Genomic DNA, 16,840 nt, shown 5'->3' on the forward strand with positions numbered 1-16,840 from the left:
AGCGCGGCATGAACAAGGACGATCTGATCCTGATCAGCGTGGACGATCACATCGCCGAGCCGGCCGATATGTTCGACGCGCACGTCCCCGCCGGCTATAAGGACCGCGCCCCGCGAGTGGTCGTCGAACCCGACGGCGTCCAGCAGTGGTACTACGGCGAGATCCGCGGACGCAACATGGGACTGAACGCCGTCGCGGGCAAGCCGCGCGAGATGTACAACATCGACGCCTCACGCTACGACGAGATGCGGCCGGGCTGCTTCAACGTCGACGAGCGGGTTCGGGACATGAACGCCGGCGGCCAGCTGGCGGGGTTGAACTTCCCGAACTTCACCGGCTTCTCCGGCCAGGTCCTCAACCAAGGCCCCGACCGGGACACGAACCTGGTGATGATCAAGGCCTACAACGACTGGCACGTCGACGAATGGTGCGGGGCGTACCCGGGCCGATTCATCCCGTGCGGCATCCTGCCGCTGTTCGACGTGGCCGAGGCGGCCAGGGAGGTCAAACGGCTCGCCGACAAGGGCTGTCACGCCGTGACATTCTCGGAGAACCCAGAGGCTTTGCAAATGCCCAGCATTCACACCAAGTACTGGTATCCATTGTTCGAAGCCGTCTGTGAAAGCAACACGGTGCTGTGCACCCACGTCGGCTCCGCGTCGCGCTCGCCGCAGGTGTCGACGGACGCCCCGCCCAGCGTGCAGATGACCGCCTCGTCGATGATGAGCATGTTCACCTTCACCGAACTCATCTGGGCGCAGTTCTGGGCGGACTTCCCTCAGCTGAAGTTCTCGCTGACCGAGGGCGACGTCGGCTGGATCCCGTACTTCCTCTGGCGGGCCGAGCACGTCTACAACCGGCACTCGGGTTGGACGCTGGCGTCCTTCCCGCCGGGATATGACGGGCCGACCGACGTGTTCAAGCGGCACTTCTACACCTGCTTCATCAGTGACAAAGTCGGTGTGCAGAACATGAATTGGTTCAACGAGGACATGCTGTGCTGGGAATCCGACTTCCCGCACTCCGACAGCAACTGGCCCTTCGCGCCCGAGGACATCGTCGCCACCATGGGCCACCTCGACGACGCGGTCATCGACAAGATCACCCACCAAAATGCCATGGCCGCATACTCATTCGACCCGTTCCGATACATCCCGAAGGAGCATGCGCGGGCCGGCTACCTGCGCGCACAGGCCACCGACGTCGACGTGGTCACCCACGTCGGCCGTCAGGCCAGCCAGCGCGACCGGGACGCATGGACGCGGATGACCCAGTTCGCCCTCCAGGCGCAGGCCTCGGCGCAGGCTCCCGTGACGGTCGAGGCTCCCGATATTTCCGGGCGATCCGCCCGGCGTCGCGCCACCACCCTGGGCAACTGAGCGTGGCAGCCGAAGCGCCGTTCGCGGACTGGCGCGTGCTGGAGTTGTGCAACGGCCTGGCGGCGTCCTATTGCGGCAAGATGTTCGCCGACGCCGGCGCCGACGTGGTGAAAGTCGAGACACCACAGGGTGATTCGCTGCGCGGCTGGTCGGCGGGCGGACCGCCCGGGGCGCTGTTCGGCTACCTGGCCGCAGGCAAGAAGTCGGTCGTCACTCACGACCAGGCCGAAATCACCTCGCTGCTGGCCGGCGCCGACCTCGTGTTCACCGATCTCACCGACGGATGGACACTGCACGCCATCACCGCCCACACGGCCGCGCGCGCGGTGGTCGTGGCCATCACACCATTCGGCACCACCGGCCCGTACGTCGAAAACCAGCTCGCCGCGAACGAATTCATCCTGCAGGCATTGTGCGGGTCGATCGCCGGCCGCGGCTGGCCGGACGACGAGCCGGTACAAGCCGGCGGCCGGCTCGGTGAGTGGCTGGCGGGCACCTTCGCGGCGGCGGTCGCCGCGGCGACAACGCGGCATGCCGCCCGCAGCGGCCGCGGCGAGGTCATCGACGTCTCCACCTACGAGGCCATGGCGATCGCGATGGGCGGGCTGTCCGCCATGTCGGCCAGCGTGCTGGGTGCCGATTCACTGCTGCACGAACGCAGCCTGGAGCTGCCCTCGATCGTTCCGACGGCCGACGGCATGGTCGGCTTCTGCACCATCACGGCGCAGCAGTTCCAGGACTTCCTGGTGATGATCGAGCGCGCCGATCTGGTCGACGACGCCGAACTGGCCTCGTTCGCCGGCCGGGTCGAGCGCCGCGACGAGTTTCTGGGCATGGTCACCGAATGGACCGGGAGCCGCACCACCCAGGAGATCGTCGATCTCGCGGTGGCATTCCGGATTCCGGTCGCCCCCATCGCGACTCCCGAGATGCTGCCCAAGATCGATCACTTCGTGGAACGCGGCGTCTTCGCCGAATCGCCGGCCGGGGTGCTGGCCCCGCGGGTGCCCTATCGCAGCGACGCGATAGCGACCGGGGCGCCCGCAGAACCGCCGCGACTCGGTGCCGACACCGGGAGCGTGCGGTGGCCCGCGCGCCCCGAATCGCCGCGCGGCGATGACGTCGGCGCACTGCCGTTGTCCGACGTTCGGGTCACCGACTTCACCGCCTTCTGGGCCGGGCCGGTCGCCACCCAACTGCTGGGCGCCCTGGGCGCCGACGTGATCAAGATCGAGGGCGTGCGTCGGCCCGACGGCATGCGGTTCTCCGCCGGCCGCCCACCCGACTGGGACCAGTGGTGGGAGTGGGGCCCGGTGTTCTTGTGCAGCAACAACAACAAGCGCGGCGTCAGCATCGAACTCGGCACCGACGCCGGACGAAAGCTCGCCCTCGAACTCATCGCCGCGAGCGATCTCGTCGTCGAGAACTTCTCACCCCGGGTGATGGCGAACTTCGGCCTGGAATTCGACGCGGTGCGCGCGGCCAACCCGCGGGCGATCATGGTCCGGATGCCCGCGTTCGGCCTCGACGGCCCGTGGCGCGATCGGGTTGGCTTCGCGCAGACCATGGAACAGGCCACCGGCATGGCGTGGATGACCGGACACGCCGACGGCCCACCGGTGATCCCGCGCGGGGTGTGCGACCCGATCGCCGGCCTGCACGCCGCCTTCGCCGCCGTCGCGGCGCTGGTGATCCGCGACCGTCGCGGCACCGGAATGCAGGTGGAGTCCACCATGGTCGAGGCCGCGCTGAACGTGGCTGCCGAAATGCTGGTCGAGTATTCCCGCAACGGGATCGCGATGCGCCGTAATGGAAACCGCGGCCAGGGGGCCAGCCCCCAGGGCGTCTACCGCTGCCGCGGGAATGACGAGTGGGTCGCGCTGGCCGCGACGGACGCCGTCGCCCGCTCGGCGCTGGCCGGCCTCCTCGGCCAGCCCGGGCTGGAGGAATCCGGCTGGGCCGAGCGTGCCGACGACATCGACAAACTCATCGCCGCCTGGGCCGCGGGGCAATCGGTGACCGAGGCCGTCGACGCGCTGCGCACCGTCGGTGTGGCCGCGGCGCCCGTCACCCCGGCCGCGGACCTGCTGACCGATCCGCAGCTACGGGCCCGGGGCTTCTGGGAAACGGTCGACCACCCCGTGGCGGGGTCTTTCCTTTGCACCGGAATGCCTTTCGTGTTCCTGGGCACACCGCGGCGGTGGATCCGGCGGGTCCCTCCGCTGTATGGCCAGCACACCGAGGAGGTGCTGACCGGCGTCCTGGGCCACAGCCAGAACGACCTGGCCGCAATGCGGGAGTCGGGAACCATCAGCGCCCGGCCGGCGGGCTGGTGAGATGGCGGTCAGCCTGTGCGTGCCGCCCCGCGCCGGCGAGCTGTGCGCACCGGTGCGCTTCCTGGTGCGCCAGGACTCCGTGGTGATGGAGCTGACCGCGCGGCACCGCATCACCAGCGTCGAATGGGACGACGACGAACACGCCGTCGCGATGGTCGTCGAGATCACCGATCCGCAGACGGCGCGGCCGGTGGACGTGCGCATCGATGTCCTGGAACTGGATTCGACTGCCGACGCCGAGAACGCCGATACACACGGCACAACCATCGGCACCATCACGCGCGACGGGCGGCAATACGAAGTACGGGGCACCTACCTGGGTGTCGTCGCGGACGAAAACTGAAGGGCTGCAACGGAATGGACTGTCAGTGACGGCGGCGAAGCGCACCGCGGCGATCGTCGGGGTGCACAACACCCGGCAGGGGCGGCGCCTGGACGGCGAAACCTCGCGCGGCCTGGCGATCAAGGCGATCCTGGGCGCGCTCGACGACGCCGGCCTGACCCTCGACGACGTCGACGGCATCAGCGCGAGCCCGCACTCCACCTCGTTGATCTACGACCTGCGGATCGGGCCGGCCTGGCAGGGCCTGGCGTTCGGGGTCGGCATGATCACCGAGGCGGTCACCGCCATCGAGCACGGCATGGCCGACGTGGTGGTGCTGGTCGCGGCCCAGGCCGGCGAGTACCGCGACCACGAGGCCACCGCGCCGTGGACCAGGCCCGAGAACGAATTCGTCGCCCCCTGGGGCATGTTCACCACCGCCGAGTTCGCGCTCATCGCGCGGCGCCACATGCATGTCTACGGCACGACGCGCCAACAACTTTCGATGGTGGCGGCAACCATCCGCAACAACGGCTCACGCAATCCCGAAGCCGTCTACTACGACCGTGGGCCGTTCGTCCCAGAGGACATCACCGCGTCGCGGCCCATCGCCGACCCGTTCCATCTGCTGGACTGCGCCACCACCTCCGAGGGAGGATGCGCGCTGGTCGTGGCCAACGTCGATGGCATCGACGTTGCGGGCAAACCCATCTACGTGCTGGGCAGCGGCGCGGACTTCCACGGCCCGTCCTATCAACATCCGCCCGCGTACGACCTTGCCGGGCGGCGCGGGGATCACGTCAACGGTGTGGTGGGCCGGCGCGCCGCCGACTGCGCGTTCAACCACGCCAGACTGTGCCGTGACGATGTCGACGTGCTGGAACTTTACGACCCGTTCTCCTTCGAAATCATCCGCCAGCTCGAGGCTTTCGGCTTCTGCGGTGACGGCGAGGGAGGCCCGTTCGTGGCCGACGGTCACATCGCCATCGACGGCAGCCATCCGATCACCACCGACGGGGGAACGATGTCGTTCAGCCACGCGGGAGCCAACCCGCAGATGATGCAGCGGGCCATCCGCGCGGTGCAACAGCTGCGCGGACAGGCCGGCGATCTTCAGGTCCCCGACGCCCATGTCGCGTTGTGCAGCAACGGGGGAGCCGGGGCCCTGTTCACGACGGTGCTGATCCTGGGAGACGAACCACGATGACCTCCGACCCGTTGCGGCCCCAGACCGGTCCCGTCCCGCACGCGAGTAGCCACGTCAGCGGCCCGTTCTGGGAGGGATGCCGGTCCCATGAGCTGCGCTACCAGCGTTGCGCGGCTTGCGGATCGGCCAACTTCCCGCCGACCGAGCATTGCCGCCAGTGCCTTTCGGAGAACCTCAGCTGGGAGCGGGGCGGCGGCCGCGGCGAGATTTATAGCTGGACCGTCGTATATCGGCCGGTCACAGTGGAATTCGAGCCGCCCTACGCGCCGGCCATCATCACCCTGGACGAGGGCTACCAGATGTTAACCAACGTCGTCGGCGTACCACCGGAGGACTTGGACGTCGGCTTGCGGGTGCGGGTGGAGTTCCACGCCGCTGGGCCCGACGTCACGTTGCCGTACTTCACCGGCGCGGAGACGGACAGCTCGTGAGTCCCAGAACCGCCAACGGCCTGCCGGTCACCGCCTACCTGGTGCTGGGGGTGCTGGCGGCCAACGACGAGCAACTCACCGCCGGCGAAATCAAGATGCGCGCGGAACTGTCGGTCGGGCACTTCTATTGGTCGCCGTCGGTCAGTCACGTGCGGCGCGAACTGACCCGCCTGTTGCAGCGGGGCATGGTCAGCGAGACCGGCGCGCAGTCCGGCAAGCGTGCCATCACGTTGTACGAGACCACCGATGCCGGCCTCGAGGCGCTGCGCCGCTGGGTCCAGCACTTTCCAGGCCAGGATCAGGTCGTCATCAAACACCCCGTCATCCTCAAAACGTGGCTGGCCCGCGGGCAGGATCCCGAGCACGTCCTCGACGCGTTGGACCGGCATCTGGAAGCCACGCGGGCCCGGCTGGACGAGGCGCTGTGGTCGCGGCAGCGGTCGGTCGAGCTCGGCATCACCGAGGATCCCGAGCAGCGCTACTCGTTTGCGGTGCTGGACTACGCGATCCGCGGGCTATACGCGGAGATCTCCAACATCTCCCAACTTCGCGACGAGATCGCCGCCGGCACAACCCGAGACCCGGTCAAACGGGTGCGGCGGTCGAAGGGGCAGATCCGGCGCCGGGTACCGAGGAGCCCGTTGTAGCCGATGGTGGCGACCCGCTGCGCCCGGCTTCGCCGCCCTTGCGATCGCCACTGGCCGATGGTGGCGACCCGCTGCGCCCGGCTTCGCCGCCCTTGCGATCGCCACTGGCCGTGTAGGCCGTGTAGGCCGTGCCCCGTGGTTCGCGCTCCCACAGCACCTCGCCCGGCCCGACGGCCGTTCCCTGAGCGATCAACTGGCGCTTGAGCACCTTGTGCGTTGCGGTGCTGGGCAAGTCGGCCGCGATGCGGACGAAGCGCGGGCGGGCCTTGGAAGACAGGTCGGGCTGCGCGTCCAGGAATGCTTCGAATTCGGCGGGCGCAAGGGTCTGGCCGTCGTTGAGCACGATCGCGGCCATCACCTGATCTCCGACGTGACCGTCCGCAACGGCATAGATCGCGATCCGGCTGATCGCGCTGTGCCGCAACAGAATCCGTTCGATCGGCGCCGCGGCCAGGTTTTCGCCGTCCACCCGCATCCAGTCCGCGGTGCGCCCGGCCAGGTAGATCCAGCCGTCGGCATCGCGGTACGCCAGGTCCCCGGACCAGTACATGCCGTGACGCATGCGTTCGGCGTTGGCGTCCGGGTCGTTGTAGTAGCCGGTGAAGAAACCCGAACCTGCCGTGTTGACCAACTCGCCGATCGCTTCGTCGGCGTTCACCAGCGCCCCGTCCGCATCGAACCGGGCGACAGCACATTCGGTGACGGTGTCGCTGTTGTAGATCGCGATCCCGTCCATGCCTTTGCCGATCGAGCCCTTGGGGGTGCCTTCTTCGCGGATCACGATGACGGCGTTCTCGGTGGAACCGAAGCCGTCCTCGACCTGCACACCGAAGCGGCGTCCGAATTCGTCGATGTCCTTGTCGTTGGCCTCGTTGCCGAAGGCCACCCGCAGGGGATTGTCGGCGTCGTCGTCGCGTTCGGCGGTGGCGAGGATGTAGGCGAGCGGCTTGCCGACGTAGTTCATGTAGGTGGCGCCGTGGCGTCGGATGTCGTCGAGGAAACTGCTCGCCGAGAACTTCGCCGGCACCATCGCGGCACCGGAGCACACCGCGGGCGCCCATCCGGCGACGACCGCGTTGGAGTGGAACAGCGGCATCGAGACGTAACAGGTGTCCTGTTCGGTGAGGGCGAAGCGCTGGACCAGGTTGAGGCCGGCGAACGTCGCCATGAGGTGGGAGACCTGCACTGCCTTGGGATTTCCGCTCGTCCCCGAGGTGAAGATCATCATGAAGGCGTCCATCGCGGTGACCTCGCGGTGCGGGTTGAGCTCACCGGCGGCGTCGACGAATTCGCTCCATTGCGGTGTCGAGGAGTCGAGGATCTGCGTGGCGCCGAGGTCCAAGCCGTCCAGCAACGGCCGGTGTTCGGCGTCGGTGACTACGAACTGGCAGTCCGCGCGCCGGACGTCGGCGGCCAGCGCCTCACCGCGCCGGGTGGTGTTCAGTCCGCACAGGACGTAGCCGCCGAGCCCGGCCGCCGCCATCTGACTGACCATCTCGGGGGTGTTTCCCAGCAGGGCGCCGATGTGCATCGGGCGCTGCGGATCGGCGGCGGCCAACAAGGCGGCGGCCCGTGCCGCGGCGCCGGCCAGATACTGACGCCAAGTCCATTGCAAGTCAAGGTATTTCACCGCGACCCCGGGGTCGGACAGGCGCTTGCGCAGTAGCGCCTGAATCGTGTCGTCAGCCATCGGTCGAATTCACCTTCACTCCGCCCGTACTACGAGACGAGACGGTCCGTCTTATAGTAGCGGGCGGCTCGTCGCCGCCAAACCGCAGCGGCAGGCAGTTCCGGTGGACGCATGCTCTGCACCACCTCGCGTTGTGGAAATTTTCATGGCCATTTCGCCCAGGATTCCCGATCGGGGACCGCGTGTATAGCCGTTCCGTTCGCATTCCACGGCCATCATTGGACCCATGCTCTTGGAGTTGCACAGGTCGTTGATCCTGCTCAGGAATCGAGCGCGCGAATATCGCCTCGAAGTCGCACAATCGCGGTTGATGGGCGTCTCCGGCCGGCGGCGCCGCCGCGCTCAGACTGCCGGGCCGAAAGACCACGACCAAAGCTGGTGCCGCTCAACGCCGTTGGTAATCGAACCCAGCGCCCGTCGGCTGCCTAACCGCCCACCATCATCAGGCCACCGTCCACGGCCAGCAGTTGGCCGGTGATGAAGCCCGAGCCGGGGCCGGCCAGGAAAACCAGCATCGGACCGACGTCGCGGGCGGGCTCACCCAGCGTGCCGCCGAGCGGGATCATCATCTGCATCTGCTGGTCGATCAGGGCCGCGGCGCCCGGGCCGAGGAAATCGCGGAGCCGGTCGGCGCCCGCCGTCTGCACTGCGGGCGCAAGGGCGTTGACGGTGATGTTGTCGGAGGCCCAGGCCTTGGCGGCCGATCGCGTCCACGCCTGCACCGCGCCCTTGGTCGCGGCGTAGACGGCCGAGATCGGGCTGCCCATCACGGCTTCGGACGACCCGAAGTTGATGATGCGACCACCCTTGGGGTCTTGGTTCTTCATCACCGCGTAGGCGGCCTGGTTGGTGAGGATGGTCGCCTTGATGTTGGTGTCCAACAGAAATGAGATGTCGTCGGCGCCGATGTAACCCGGAATTCCCGCCTGCCACAGCCCGGCGGCGTTCACGAGTACGTCGAGTCCACCGAGGCGCTGCGCCGCCTCGCCGACCATCGCCGAGACGGCCTCGGCCTCGCGCACGTCGCACTGCAACCACTCTGCCGTCAGGCCGTCCGGCGGTGGCGTCTGGTGATAGGTCGCGGCGACGCCGGCCCCCGCCTCCGTCAGGACCGCAACGGCGGCCGCGCCGATACCGGTGGCGCCGCCGGTGACCAGGATTCGCCTGCCGAACAGGGGAGACGTCGGATCTGACATGACCAAGACGCTACCGCGAGCGGGGGCATCCGCCGCGGCGGCGTCACGCAGGTGAGCTGCGCACGGCGATCGTCGAAAGCAGATCGGCGAGCCGGTCGGGCTGATCGACCATGGAAAAGGTCCTGGCCCCCGCGATGACTTCGAGGCGGGCGTTGGGGATGGTCGCGGCGAGCCGCGCCCCGTCTTCCTGCTCGAAGAACACGTCGTCGGCCGACCACGCGATGAGGGTCGGCTTGTCGAAGTCGTACAGCCTGGCCGCCACCGTCGTCGTCACCTCCGTGCGCATCGAAAGTGTGAACTGCCGCAGATCTTCCGCGACCGCGGGAAGCGACAGCGTCGGGCGCACCCAGACCTCAGTGAGCTCATCGATGTTGCTATGCGCCAACCCATCGAACGCGCGCTTGCGTACCGCCGGCACTCGCATGGCCTGGGCCACGGCCCGGAACGTCGTCTTCGACTTGGCCGCCAGGATCACCGGCCTGAGGATCGGCGGCGGAAAGTGTTCGAACGCATCGCAACTCGTGAGCACCAGCGCGCCCAGCCGCTCGCGATGATGCACGGCCACCAGCTGGGTGAGGACGCCGCCGGTGTCGTTCCCGACCAGCACCACGTCCCGCAGGTCGAGCGCGGCGAGCACTTCGGCGACCATGCCGGCAACGCCGGTGATGGTCTGGTCGGCGCCGCGCCGCAGCGGCTCCGGATGCGCGCCCAACGGCCAGGTCGGCGCGATGCAGCGCAGACCGCGGGCGGCCAGGCGCTCACTGACCTGGCGCCACAACTGCCCGCCCATCATGTATCCGTGCACGAAGACCACCGGCCTGCCGTCCTCGGGTCCGGTTGCTTCGTAATGGATGGTTCCGGCACTAATGTCGATCGTCGACATAGCAAACTCCTAATTCAGAGATACACTTACAAACAGGCTGTCTGTTCGTAAGTTACCAACAGGTTGTATGGAAAGCAAGAGACGGACCCAGGAAGAGCGCTCCGCGGCCACCCGCGACGCGCTGATCGCGGCTGCCCGCAAGTTGTGGGGGCTGCGGGGCTACGCCGACGTGGGGACGCCGGAGATCGCCACCGCTGCCGGGGTCACCCGGGGGGCGATGTATCACCAATTCGCCGACAAGGCAGCGTTATTCCGCGAGGTCGTCGAGGTCGTCGAGCAGGATGTGATGGCGCGGATGGCCGTCGTGGTGGCCGAGTCCGGGGCCGCCACGCCCACGGAGGCGGTCCGGGCCGCGGTCGACGCGTGGCTCGACGTCTCCGGCGACCCCGAGGTGCGCCAGTTGATCCTGTTGGACGCCCCGAGCGTGCTCGGTTGGGCCGAATTCCGTGACGTCGCGCAGCGATACAGCCTCGGCATGACCGAGCAGATGCTCAGCGAAGCCATCCGGGCCGGCGAACTGGCCGAGCAGCCGGTGCGGCCTTTGGCGCACGTGCTGATCGGCGCGCTCGACGAAGCGGCCATGGTGATCGCCACCGCCGACGACCCGCGACGGACCCGTCGGGAAATCGGTCAGGTGCTGCATCGACTCATCGCCGCCATGTTTGCCGCTCGGTGACACCCAAAACCCGCAGGGGCCGGCCAACTTCCGTCAGTCTTCGCGGACACTGGCGACGCCCGCGATGACGCCTTGGATCAGCCGGTCCAGGTGCTCGGCATCGTCGACGGCCGGCTGGCCCGCAACGAAGGTCAGCATGATGCCGTTGATGAACGCGAGCGTGGCGATCGCCTGGTCGTCGATCAGTGCCGGATCCGGCGCGCTGTCGGCGGGATGCCACTGGGTGACGACATCGCGCGCCAGCGCGTAGAGCCGGTCGGCGGAGTCGCTTAGGGCTGCGGCCAGTTCCGCGTCCCGCCCGGCGAGCAGCGCGAGTTCGTAGCGCGCCTTGGCGCGGGTCAGCCAGGGTTCGCTGTTGACGTACATGACGATGCGGGCCAGGCCCGCGGTGCCGGTGAACTGTGTGCCGTGACCCTCGGCGAGTTCGGCCATCATCGAGAAGTCTGCGAGGTCGAGTTCGGCCAGCCGCGTCGCCATGGCGTGCATCAGCGCCTTGCGGGTCCGGAAGTAGAACGACGTGGTGCCGGCCGGCACGCCGGCGTGGCCGTCGACTTTCGGGTGACTGACCCCGTGCACCCCGTTGCCGCCCAGCAGTTCAATCGCGGCGTCGGCGAGCTGGCGGCGCCGCTCCGCCGCGTTGTGCTTTCTACGTGCAGCGATAACCCACAGTTTAGAACTGGCCGCAGTTCGGTGCCGTGGGCTCGCCGTTGAAGCGGGCGGCGATCCATTGCATGGCGGGTTCGCCGTCGACCAGCATTGGCAGCGCGTGGTTGATGATCAACTTGTTGAGAAAGGGCGGCTCTTCGTTGGTGCGGAATTCCACGTCGGCGCCCTGCGCGCACCAGTCGCGGCCCAGCTGATTGGCCGCGGTCCACGGCACCAGCGGGTCGTACCGGTTGCTGTCGATCATCACCGGCGCATTGGGTTTGAAGCGCCCGATCCGCTGCGCGTCGAACAGGGTGTTGAACGGTTCCTCGTTGACCAATTTGTAGATGTCTTCGGTGAAGTAGGGCTGCAGGTGACGAAACATGAAGTCCAGCAGGGTCTGTCCCACGCATTGGCGCGACACCGACTCCAGCATCGCCAGCCCGCGCGGCGTCATCTTGGAGCGGATGGTATCGGCGAATTCCGGGTAGGCGGCCATCACGCTGTTGAGCGCGTACCCGACGACACCGACCAGGACGCTGCCGTCGGCGTAGGGGAACAGCTCCTTGAGGTCGGCCGGCGGGGCGCCGGCGTAGGTGCCCACGATATGAAGGTCGGGGGCATATTGCGAGGCGAGTTCGGCGGCCGACGCCGAGGCGCCACCGCCCTGCGAGTAGCCCCAAAAGGCCACCGGGCCATGCGGATCCAACGACGTTCCGGGAAGCCGCATGGCGGCGCGGGCGGCATCGAGCACGGCCTGGCCCTCGGCCACCCGGCCCACATAGGTGTGCATCGACGGGGTGCCCAGGCCCTGGTAATCGGTCATCACGATGGCGAAGCCACGGGCGACCATGGTGGCGACGAACAGCTCCTCGTAGTTGAACATGATGTCCCAGCCACCCGAATAGTGGATGCCCTGGTTGAACATTCGCGACGGGGCGCACTGATTGCCCTGGCCCTGGGTGCCGGGCGCGTAACTGATCAGCGGCCGCGGTCCGCCGCCGGGCCAGTCGTTATAGGGCTCGAAGTAGGTGCCGGTGACCGCGATGGGGTTGCCGCGGGTATCGGTGCTGCGGTACATGATCCGGGTGCCGGTGGCCATGATCGCGCCCAGCTGGCCGGAGGGCTCCAGCACCAGCCGCGACGGCTCGGTGCGGATCAGGTCGCCGGGCTGGCCGGGCGGCAGGGGATCCGGCGGAAGATAGAAGTCCGCGTACTGCGGTTCGTCCCCGCCGTCGGCCCGCGCATCTCCGACTCCCACGAGTGCGGAAACAATTACCAGCAGTGCTGCGAAAACTCCCCCGGCCCGACGCATTACGGAACGGTAACAATCAGCGGGTCGCCAGCGGAAGGGAAATCTCTAATTTTTTAGAGATTGGTTTTCGCTACCGATGTTTCTGGCTGAAGAACTGCCAGATGGTGTCCGTGGCATCCAGCGCCGCTGACGGCGCCGGAATGCCGGCGACCTTTTCCGCCAGGGGACTCGGCTCACCGCCGGGCCATTGATGGCCGGCCCCCGCCACCGAGATCAGCTGCACGGTGCGCCCGTCGGCGCAGCCCGCAGTCTGGGTGGTTACGTCGCCGGCGGTGGTCGAGCTCGGCGCCCCGCATCCGTCGATGGCGCGCCAGGTGGAGTTGACGGATTCCACCGACGGGCCGTCGACGCGCGGGGATCCGTTGATCGCGAACGCCTTTCCGGGACCGCCGTCATACGGCACGCGGTCGTCGGCGGTGCCGTGGATCTGCAGGACGGATGCCGGCCGTGCCGCAGAGCAGTCGGTCAGCAGGGTGCCGGCCACCGGTGCGATCGCCGCGAAGGTGTCGGACTGGCAGCCCAGGCGAAGCGCCATCATGGCGCCGTTCGACATGCCCGTGACATAGATCCGCGCGCGATCGACCGGGATCTCCCGCTCGATGGCGCCGACCATCGCGGAGATGAATCCGACGTCGTCGGTGTTGAGGTGTCCGGGCTCGCCGCAACAGGTGCCCGCGTTCCAGGCCCGGTTGAGGCCGTCGGGGTAGGCGACCAGGAAGTGTCCGTCGTCCGCCTCGGCGTCCCAGTGGTAGGAACGCTCGGCCTGCGCGCCGTTGCCGAAGCCGCCGTGCAGCATCACCACCACCGGCACGGCCTCGCCGAGCCCCTGGGGCCGATAGAGGTGGAAGGTCCTGTTCGCTCCGCCCGACGAGATGCTTTGCGTGGATTGGCCCACCGGGATCGATTGCGCGCCCGGGATTCCCATCGCATGACCGCCACCGAGACATCCGCCCAGCACGACAACCAGAACGGGTGGCAGGCAAACGCTCGCCACCCGGATCCATCCCCATCGCATGAGCACAGCGTGGCACCGATCGCGAGTTTCGACAAGTAACTTGTCAATCTGCCTCCGGATGGCAGACTGTCGACATGGCACAGGAACCGGGTTCCGGGTGGGAGCCCACCGTTCCGGCGCTGGTGAACCTGGTCGCCGCCGCCGGGGGCCCGCACTTGCGCGCGGCCTTCGCCGCGGCCGGCCTCGACGGGATCCGCCCCGCGCAATCGGTCGCCCTGGTGCCACTGGCGGCGGGCGGATTGCACGCATCAGACCTGGCCGATCGCCTCAGGGTGAGTCGGCAGGCGGTGGCCCAGGCGATAGCGGCCCTGGAGCGGCATGGCTACGTCACCCGAGTTCCCGACCCGGTGGACGCGCGTGCCCGCATCATCGAGCTGACCGCGCGCGGCCGCCGGGCGCTGCAGGTAATGCGTTCCAACGCACTGGCTGTGGAGCAGCGGTGGACCGACGTGCTGGGCGAGCGACGGCTGGGGGAGTTACGCGAGACCCTGAAGGCGCTGCTCGCAAGTGAGGCCGAGACGACGCCGAAATCGGTTGACTAGCCGCCCGTTACGGCGTTTTGAGGAACACGTCGTTGAGCGTGACGGTGCGAAGGTTCCGGTCGCGGATGATGTCGACGAGTTGCGGATAGACATGCGTCACCGGCAGATGATTGAGGTGCCCGATCACGATGGACTGCGGTGTGAAGTACTGATCGGCCATCTGCACGATGTACTCCTCGGTGATCAACGTCGAGTCCGACAGCGATCCCGACCACAAAGTCGGGACCTTGTAACCGAGGTCGGCGGCCACCGCGTCGACGGCGGCGTTGCGCTTCCCGTACGGCGGCCGCCAATACGGCTTGGCGCCGATCCCGTAGGTGTTCTTCAGAAACCCATCGTTGCGTGAGAGCTGTTCGGCGGCTTGCTCTTTCGTCAGCGTGGTCAAGTCCGGGTGTGACCAGGTGTGGTTGCCGAGCTGAATCTGCCCGCTGTCCACTAACGGCCGCAGCATGTCCAGGTTCTCGGTCCACGAGTCGTAGATGCCGTTGACGAAATAGGTGAGCCGGATGTCGGTGTCCTTGGCGAACTGCGTGTAGGCCCGCACCACCTCGCTGTTGACGCCGTCGTCGACGGTCAGCGCGAGCAGATCGCCGTCGCCGGGAATCTTCATCAGGGCGCCGCCGCCGGGCAGCGGGATGCGGGCGCTCGGTGGCGGAGGCGGCAGCAGGGCCTGCGGGGCGGTCGGGCCGGAGGTCGGTATGTCGGCCGCCGGAGTCTGGGCGAACGTGCGTGGCTGCGGATCGACGATGAGCCGCGCAGCGCCTACCCCGGCGACGACCGAGGCGGCGAGCGATCCGAGGAACTGACGACGGTTCATAACTGACAAGCGAGGGCGTCGAACAAATGCGATAACAGAAATGGCGAATTCGGCCCGAGTATTCGCGCATTTATTGTGGCGTGCTGCCCAACCAGCGGGTCCGCGTGGGAACCGTCGTCGGTGCGAAACATCGAGGCCACAGCAGCGAACCGTACCATTCGTGGTGCTGATATGTCGGCTGCGTTACGGGAGGGTCAGCTGTGAATTCTCGCCGACTTCGGTTCGCGTCAGTGAACGCGAGTCGACCAGCGGCAATTAGCGCGGTTCGCCGGCGGCCCGTTGCGGCAGCTGGACCGGTTCGGTATTAGGGGTGCCGAGCGTCGAGGCCAGCCAGGGTAGCGCCGTGGCAAACGCCTCGGCGGCGAACGGCCAGTCGTGTTTGCCCGGCTGGGTGACCACAGCGCAGGCGATGCCGTTGGCGGTGCCGACGGCGCACAGCGAGTTCGCCGCGATGTCCTGGCCCTCGGGGTTGGCGGCCGGATCGCTGCTGGACGCGATCAGGGCCGGATTGCCTTCCTGCGCGACGTTGTGCGCCCCGTCCGAGCCGGGCACGTCGAACCAACCCGACAGGCCGTCGTAGTGACCGTGCTTCGTCATGACGGTGACCGGGTCGAAGGCGGCCCAGGCGTCGTGATTGCCGCCGAACAACCGGGCGACGGTTTGATCCTTGGAGCCGCCGTTGGGTCCGCGATCACCCGCGATGTCCACGAACGCGCTGAACAGCTCGGGATGCATGACGGCCAGGGTCACGGCGCAGGTCCCGCCCATCGACCATCCGGCGACGCCCCAGTTCGCCCGGTCGGCGCTGACACCGAAGTTCGACACCATGAAGGGCTCGATGTCCTTCGTCAGATGGTCGGCGGCATTCCCGCGGGTGCCGTTGACGCACTCGGTGTCGTTGTCGAAGGAACCGGTCGGATCGACGAACACCAACACCGGGGAGAAGCCGTGGTGTGCGGCCGCGAAGTTGTCGATGGCGGTGAACGCGCCGCCGGGGCCCAGCCAGTCGGCCGGGGTGTTGAACGCGGAGCTGATCATCATGACCGCAGGCAGCCGAGGCGGCGGATTGGTGTTGAACCATGCGGGAGGCAGGTAGACCAATTCGCGGCGGTGGGCGAAGTGCGAGCCGTTGTCGTCGATGTCCACCGGCACCACCACGCCCTTGGTCGGCTTGGTTCCGGCGACCTGCATCTCGGTCACTCGCAGCCGGTCGATCTGGTCGGGCAGTGGGACGGACGTCAGCTGATTCCACGCGGCGAGCGCGGTGGGGAAGTAGCCCACCCAGCCGTTCAGCGCCATGCCCGCGCACAGGACACACAGCGGTATCGCCAGCACCGCCACCCCGCGCCGCCACCAGCGGATTCCCCGCCACCCCACCAGGAAGACGGCGGTGGCCAGGCCACTCATCGCGATCCAGAGCCACAGCGTGGTCGGTGCCGGATCGCCAGCCACCCCGAGCGAAGTGATGTACCACCGGGCCAGCAGCGTCACCGCGACGCCCGCGGTCAGGGCCACCGGCAGCACCCGCTTGAGCCAGCTTCGTGTGCGCCATTGAATCGCGACGAGCAGCACGAGCAGCGCCAGGCCCTGCACGGCCGGTGGAAACCAGCCGTGCAACAGGGACAGTTGTCCGAAGAACTGCTCCAACGGTCGTGACCTTTGCTAGATCGATCGCTGCGCGCGGGTGAGGTGAGTATCGAAGGGCCGGTCGGGGTCACCGAAGGCGGCGGCCGGACCAA

Annotated in this window: 15 protein-coding genes and 1 pseudogene; 8 read left to right on the plus strand and 8 right to left on the minus strand. The window is 67.7% G+C overall.

What is annotated here, in order from left to right; translation table 11 throughout:
• The first annotated feature begins 8 nt into the window (after positions 1-8).
• Genes B8W69_RS17210 through B8W69_RS17235 form a run of 6 tightly spaced genes read left to right on the plus strand, consistent with a single transcriptional unit; the run spans position 9 to position 6,322 of the window.
• Positions 9-1,379 carry an amidohydrolase family protein gene (locus tag B8W69_RS17210; protein WP_085291015.1) on the plus strand — a complete coding sequence of 457 codons (1,371 nt, stop codon included), beginning with the start codon at positions 9-11 and terminating at the stop codon, positions 1,377-1,379.
• Between the two features lie 2 nt (positions 1,380-1,381).
• The gene (locus B8W69_RS17215) at positions 1,382-3,715 is read left to right on the plus strand and encodes a CaiB/BaiF CoA-transferase family protein (RefSeq protein WP_085291016.1); all 2,334 of its coding nucleotides are present in this window, start codon (positions 1,382-1,384) and stop codon (positions 3,713-3,715) included.
• Between the two features lies 1 nt (position 3,716).
• Positions 3,717-4,058: a hypothetical protein gene (locus B8W69_RS17220; protein ID WP_085291017.1), complete on the plus strand. Its 342-nt coding sequence runs from the start codon at positions 3,717-3,719 to the stop codon at positions 4,056-4,058.
• Positions 4,059-4,083: 25 nt separating this feature from the next.
• Complete coding sequence (locus B8W69_RS17225; RefSeq protein ID WP_085291018.1) at positions 4,084-5,244, plus strand: thiolase family protein; 1,161 nt, start codon at positions 4,084-4,086, stop codon at positions 5,242-5,244.
• On the plus strand, positions 5,241-5,675 hold the full coding sequence (locus B8W69_RS17230; protein WP_085291019.1) for a Zn-ribbon domain-containing OB-fold protein: 435 nt from the start codon (positions 5,241-5,243) through the stop codon (positions 5,673-5,675). The genes B8W69_RS17225 and B8W69_RS17230 overlap by 4 nt, the downstream gene beginning before the upstream one ends.
• Positions 5,672-6,322 carry a MarR family transcriptional regulator gene (locus tag B8W69_RS17235; RefSeq protein WP_085291020.1) on the plus strand — a complete coding sequence of 217 codons (651 nt, stop codon included), beginning with the start codon at positions 5,672-5,674 and terminating at the stop codon, positions 6,320-6,322. Before B8W69_RS17230 ends, B8W69_RS17235 begins: the two co-directional genes overlap by 4 nt.
• Positions 6,323-6,413: 91 nt before the next feature.
• On the opposite strand, the pseudogene fadD1 reads toward B8W69_RS17235, so the two are convergent.
• The 3 genes and pseudogenes from fadD1 to B8W69_RS17250 form a co-directional block, all read right to left on the minus strand.
• Positions 6,414-8,012 (minus strand): annotated as a pseudogene (gene fadD1, locus B8W69_RS17240) (fatty-acid--CoA ligase FadD1); the annotation flags it as partial.
• 425 nt (positions 8,013-8,437) lie between these two features.
• Positions 8,438-9,208 carry an SDR family NAD(P)-dependent oxidoreductase gene (locus B8W69_RS17245; RefSeq protein WP_085291022.1) on the minus strand — a complete coding sequence of 257 codons (771 nt, stop codon included), beginning with the start codon at positions 9,206-9,208 and terminating at the stop codon, positions 8,438-8,440.
• Between the two features lie 43 nt (positions 9,209-9,251).
• Positions 9,252-10,091, minus strand: coding sequence for an alpha/beta fold hydrolase (locus B8W69_RS17250; RefSeq protein WP_085291023.1), 840 nt, complete (start codon positions 10,089-10,091; stop codon positions 9,252-9,254).
• Between the two features lie 67 nt (positions 10,092-10,158).
• Here B8W69_RS17250 and B8W69_RS17255 point away from each other — a divergent pair, with 67 nt between their 5' ends.
• Positions 10,159-10,767 carry a TetR/AcrR family transcriptional regulator gene (locus B8W69_RS17255; protein ID WP_085291024.1) on the plus strand — a complete coding sequence of 203 codons (609 nt, stop codon included), beginning with the start codon at positions 10,159-10,161 and terminating at the stop codon, positions 10,765-10,767.
• Between the two features lie 33 nt (positions 10,768-10,800).
• Here the strand turns inward: B8W69_RS17255 and B8W69_RS17260 are convergent, their stop codons facing one another.
• From B8W69_RS17260 to B8W69_RS17270, 3 genes are all read right to left on the minus strand, one after another.
• Positions 10,801-11,361 carry a TetR/AcrR family transcriptional regulator gene (locus tag B8W69_RS17260; protein WP_085291025.1) on the minus strand — a complete coding sequence of 187 codons (561 nt, stop codon included), beginning with the start codon at positions 11,359-11,361 and terminating at the stop codon, positions 10,801-10,803.
• A gap of 76 nt (positions 11,362-11,437) precedes the next feature.
• The gene (locus B8W69_RS17265; RefSeq protein ID WP_181447428.1) at positions 11,438-12,727 is read right to left on the minus strand and encodes a lipase family protein; all 1,290 of its coding nucleotides are present in this window, start codon (positions 12,725-12,727) and stop codon (positions 11,438-11,440) included.
• 70 nt (positions 12,728-12,797) lie between these two features.
• A complete protein-coding gene (locus tag B8W69_RS17270; protein WP_085291027.1) occupies positions 12,798-13,742 on the minus strand; it encodes an extracellular catalytic domain type 1 short-chain-length polyhydroxyalkanoate depolymerase in 945 nt (314 codons plus the stop codon).
• 74 nt (positions 13,743-13,816) lie between these two features.
• On the opposite strand from B8W69_RS17270, the gene B8W69_RS17275 reads away from it, so the two are divergent.
• Positions 13,817-14,284, plus strand: coding sequence for a MarR family winged helix-turn-helix transcriptional regulator (locus tag B8W69_RS17275; protein ID WP_085291028.1), 468 nt, complete (start codon positions 13,817-13,819; stop codon positions 14,282-14,284).
• 7 nt (positions 14,285-14,291) lie between these two features.
• On the opposite strand, the gene B8W69_RS17280 is transcribed toward B8W69_RS17275, so the two are convergent.
• Both B8W69_RS17280 and B8W69_RS17285 read right to left on the minus strand, forming a co-directional pair.
• On the minus strand, positions 14,292-15,101 hold the full coding sequence (locus B8W69_RS17280; RefSeq protein ID WP_085291029.1) for a polysaccharide deacetylase family protein: 810 nt from the start codon (positions 15,099-15,101) through the stop codon (positions 14,292-14,294).
• 255 nt (positions 15,102-15,356) lie between these two features.
• Positions 15,357-16,748 carry an alpha/beta hydrolase gene (locus tag B8W69_RS17285; protein ID WP_085291030.1) on the minus strand — a complete coding sequence of 464 codons (1,392 nt, stop codon included), beginning with the start codon at positions 16,746-16,748 and terminating at the stop codon, positions 15,357-15,359.
• Between the last annotated feature and the right edge of the window lie 92 nt (positions 16,749-16,840).

This window comes from Mycolicibacterium vulneris (assembly GCF_002104765.1).
Taxonomy (GTDB): domain Bacteria; phylum Actinomycetota; class Actinomycetes; order Mycobacteriales; family Mycobacteriaceae; genus Mycobacterium; species Mycobacterium vulneris.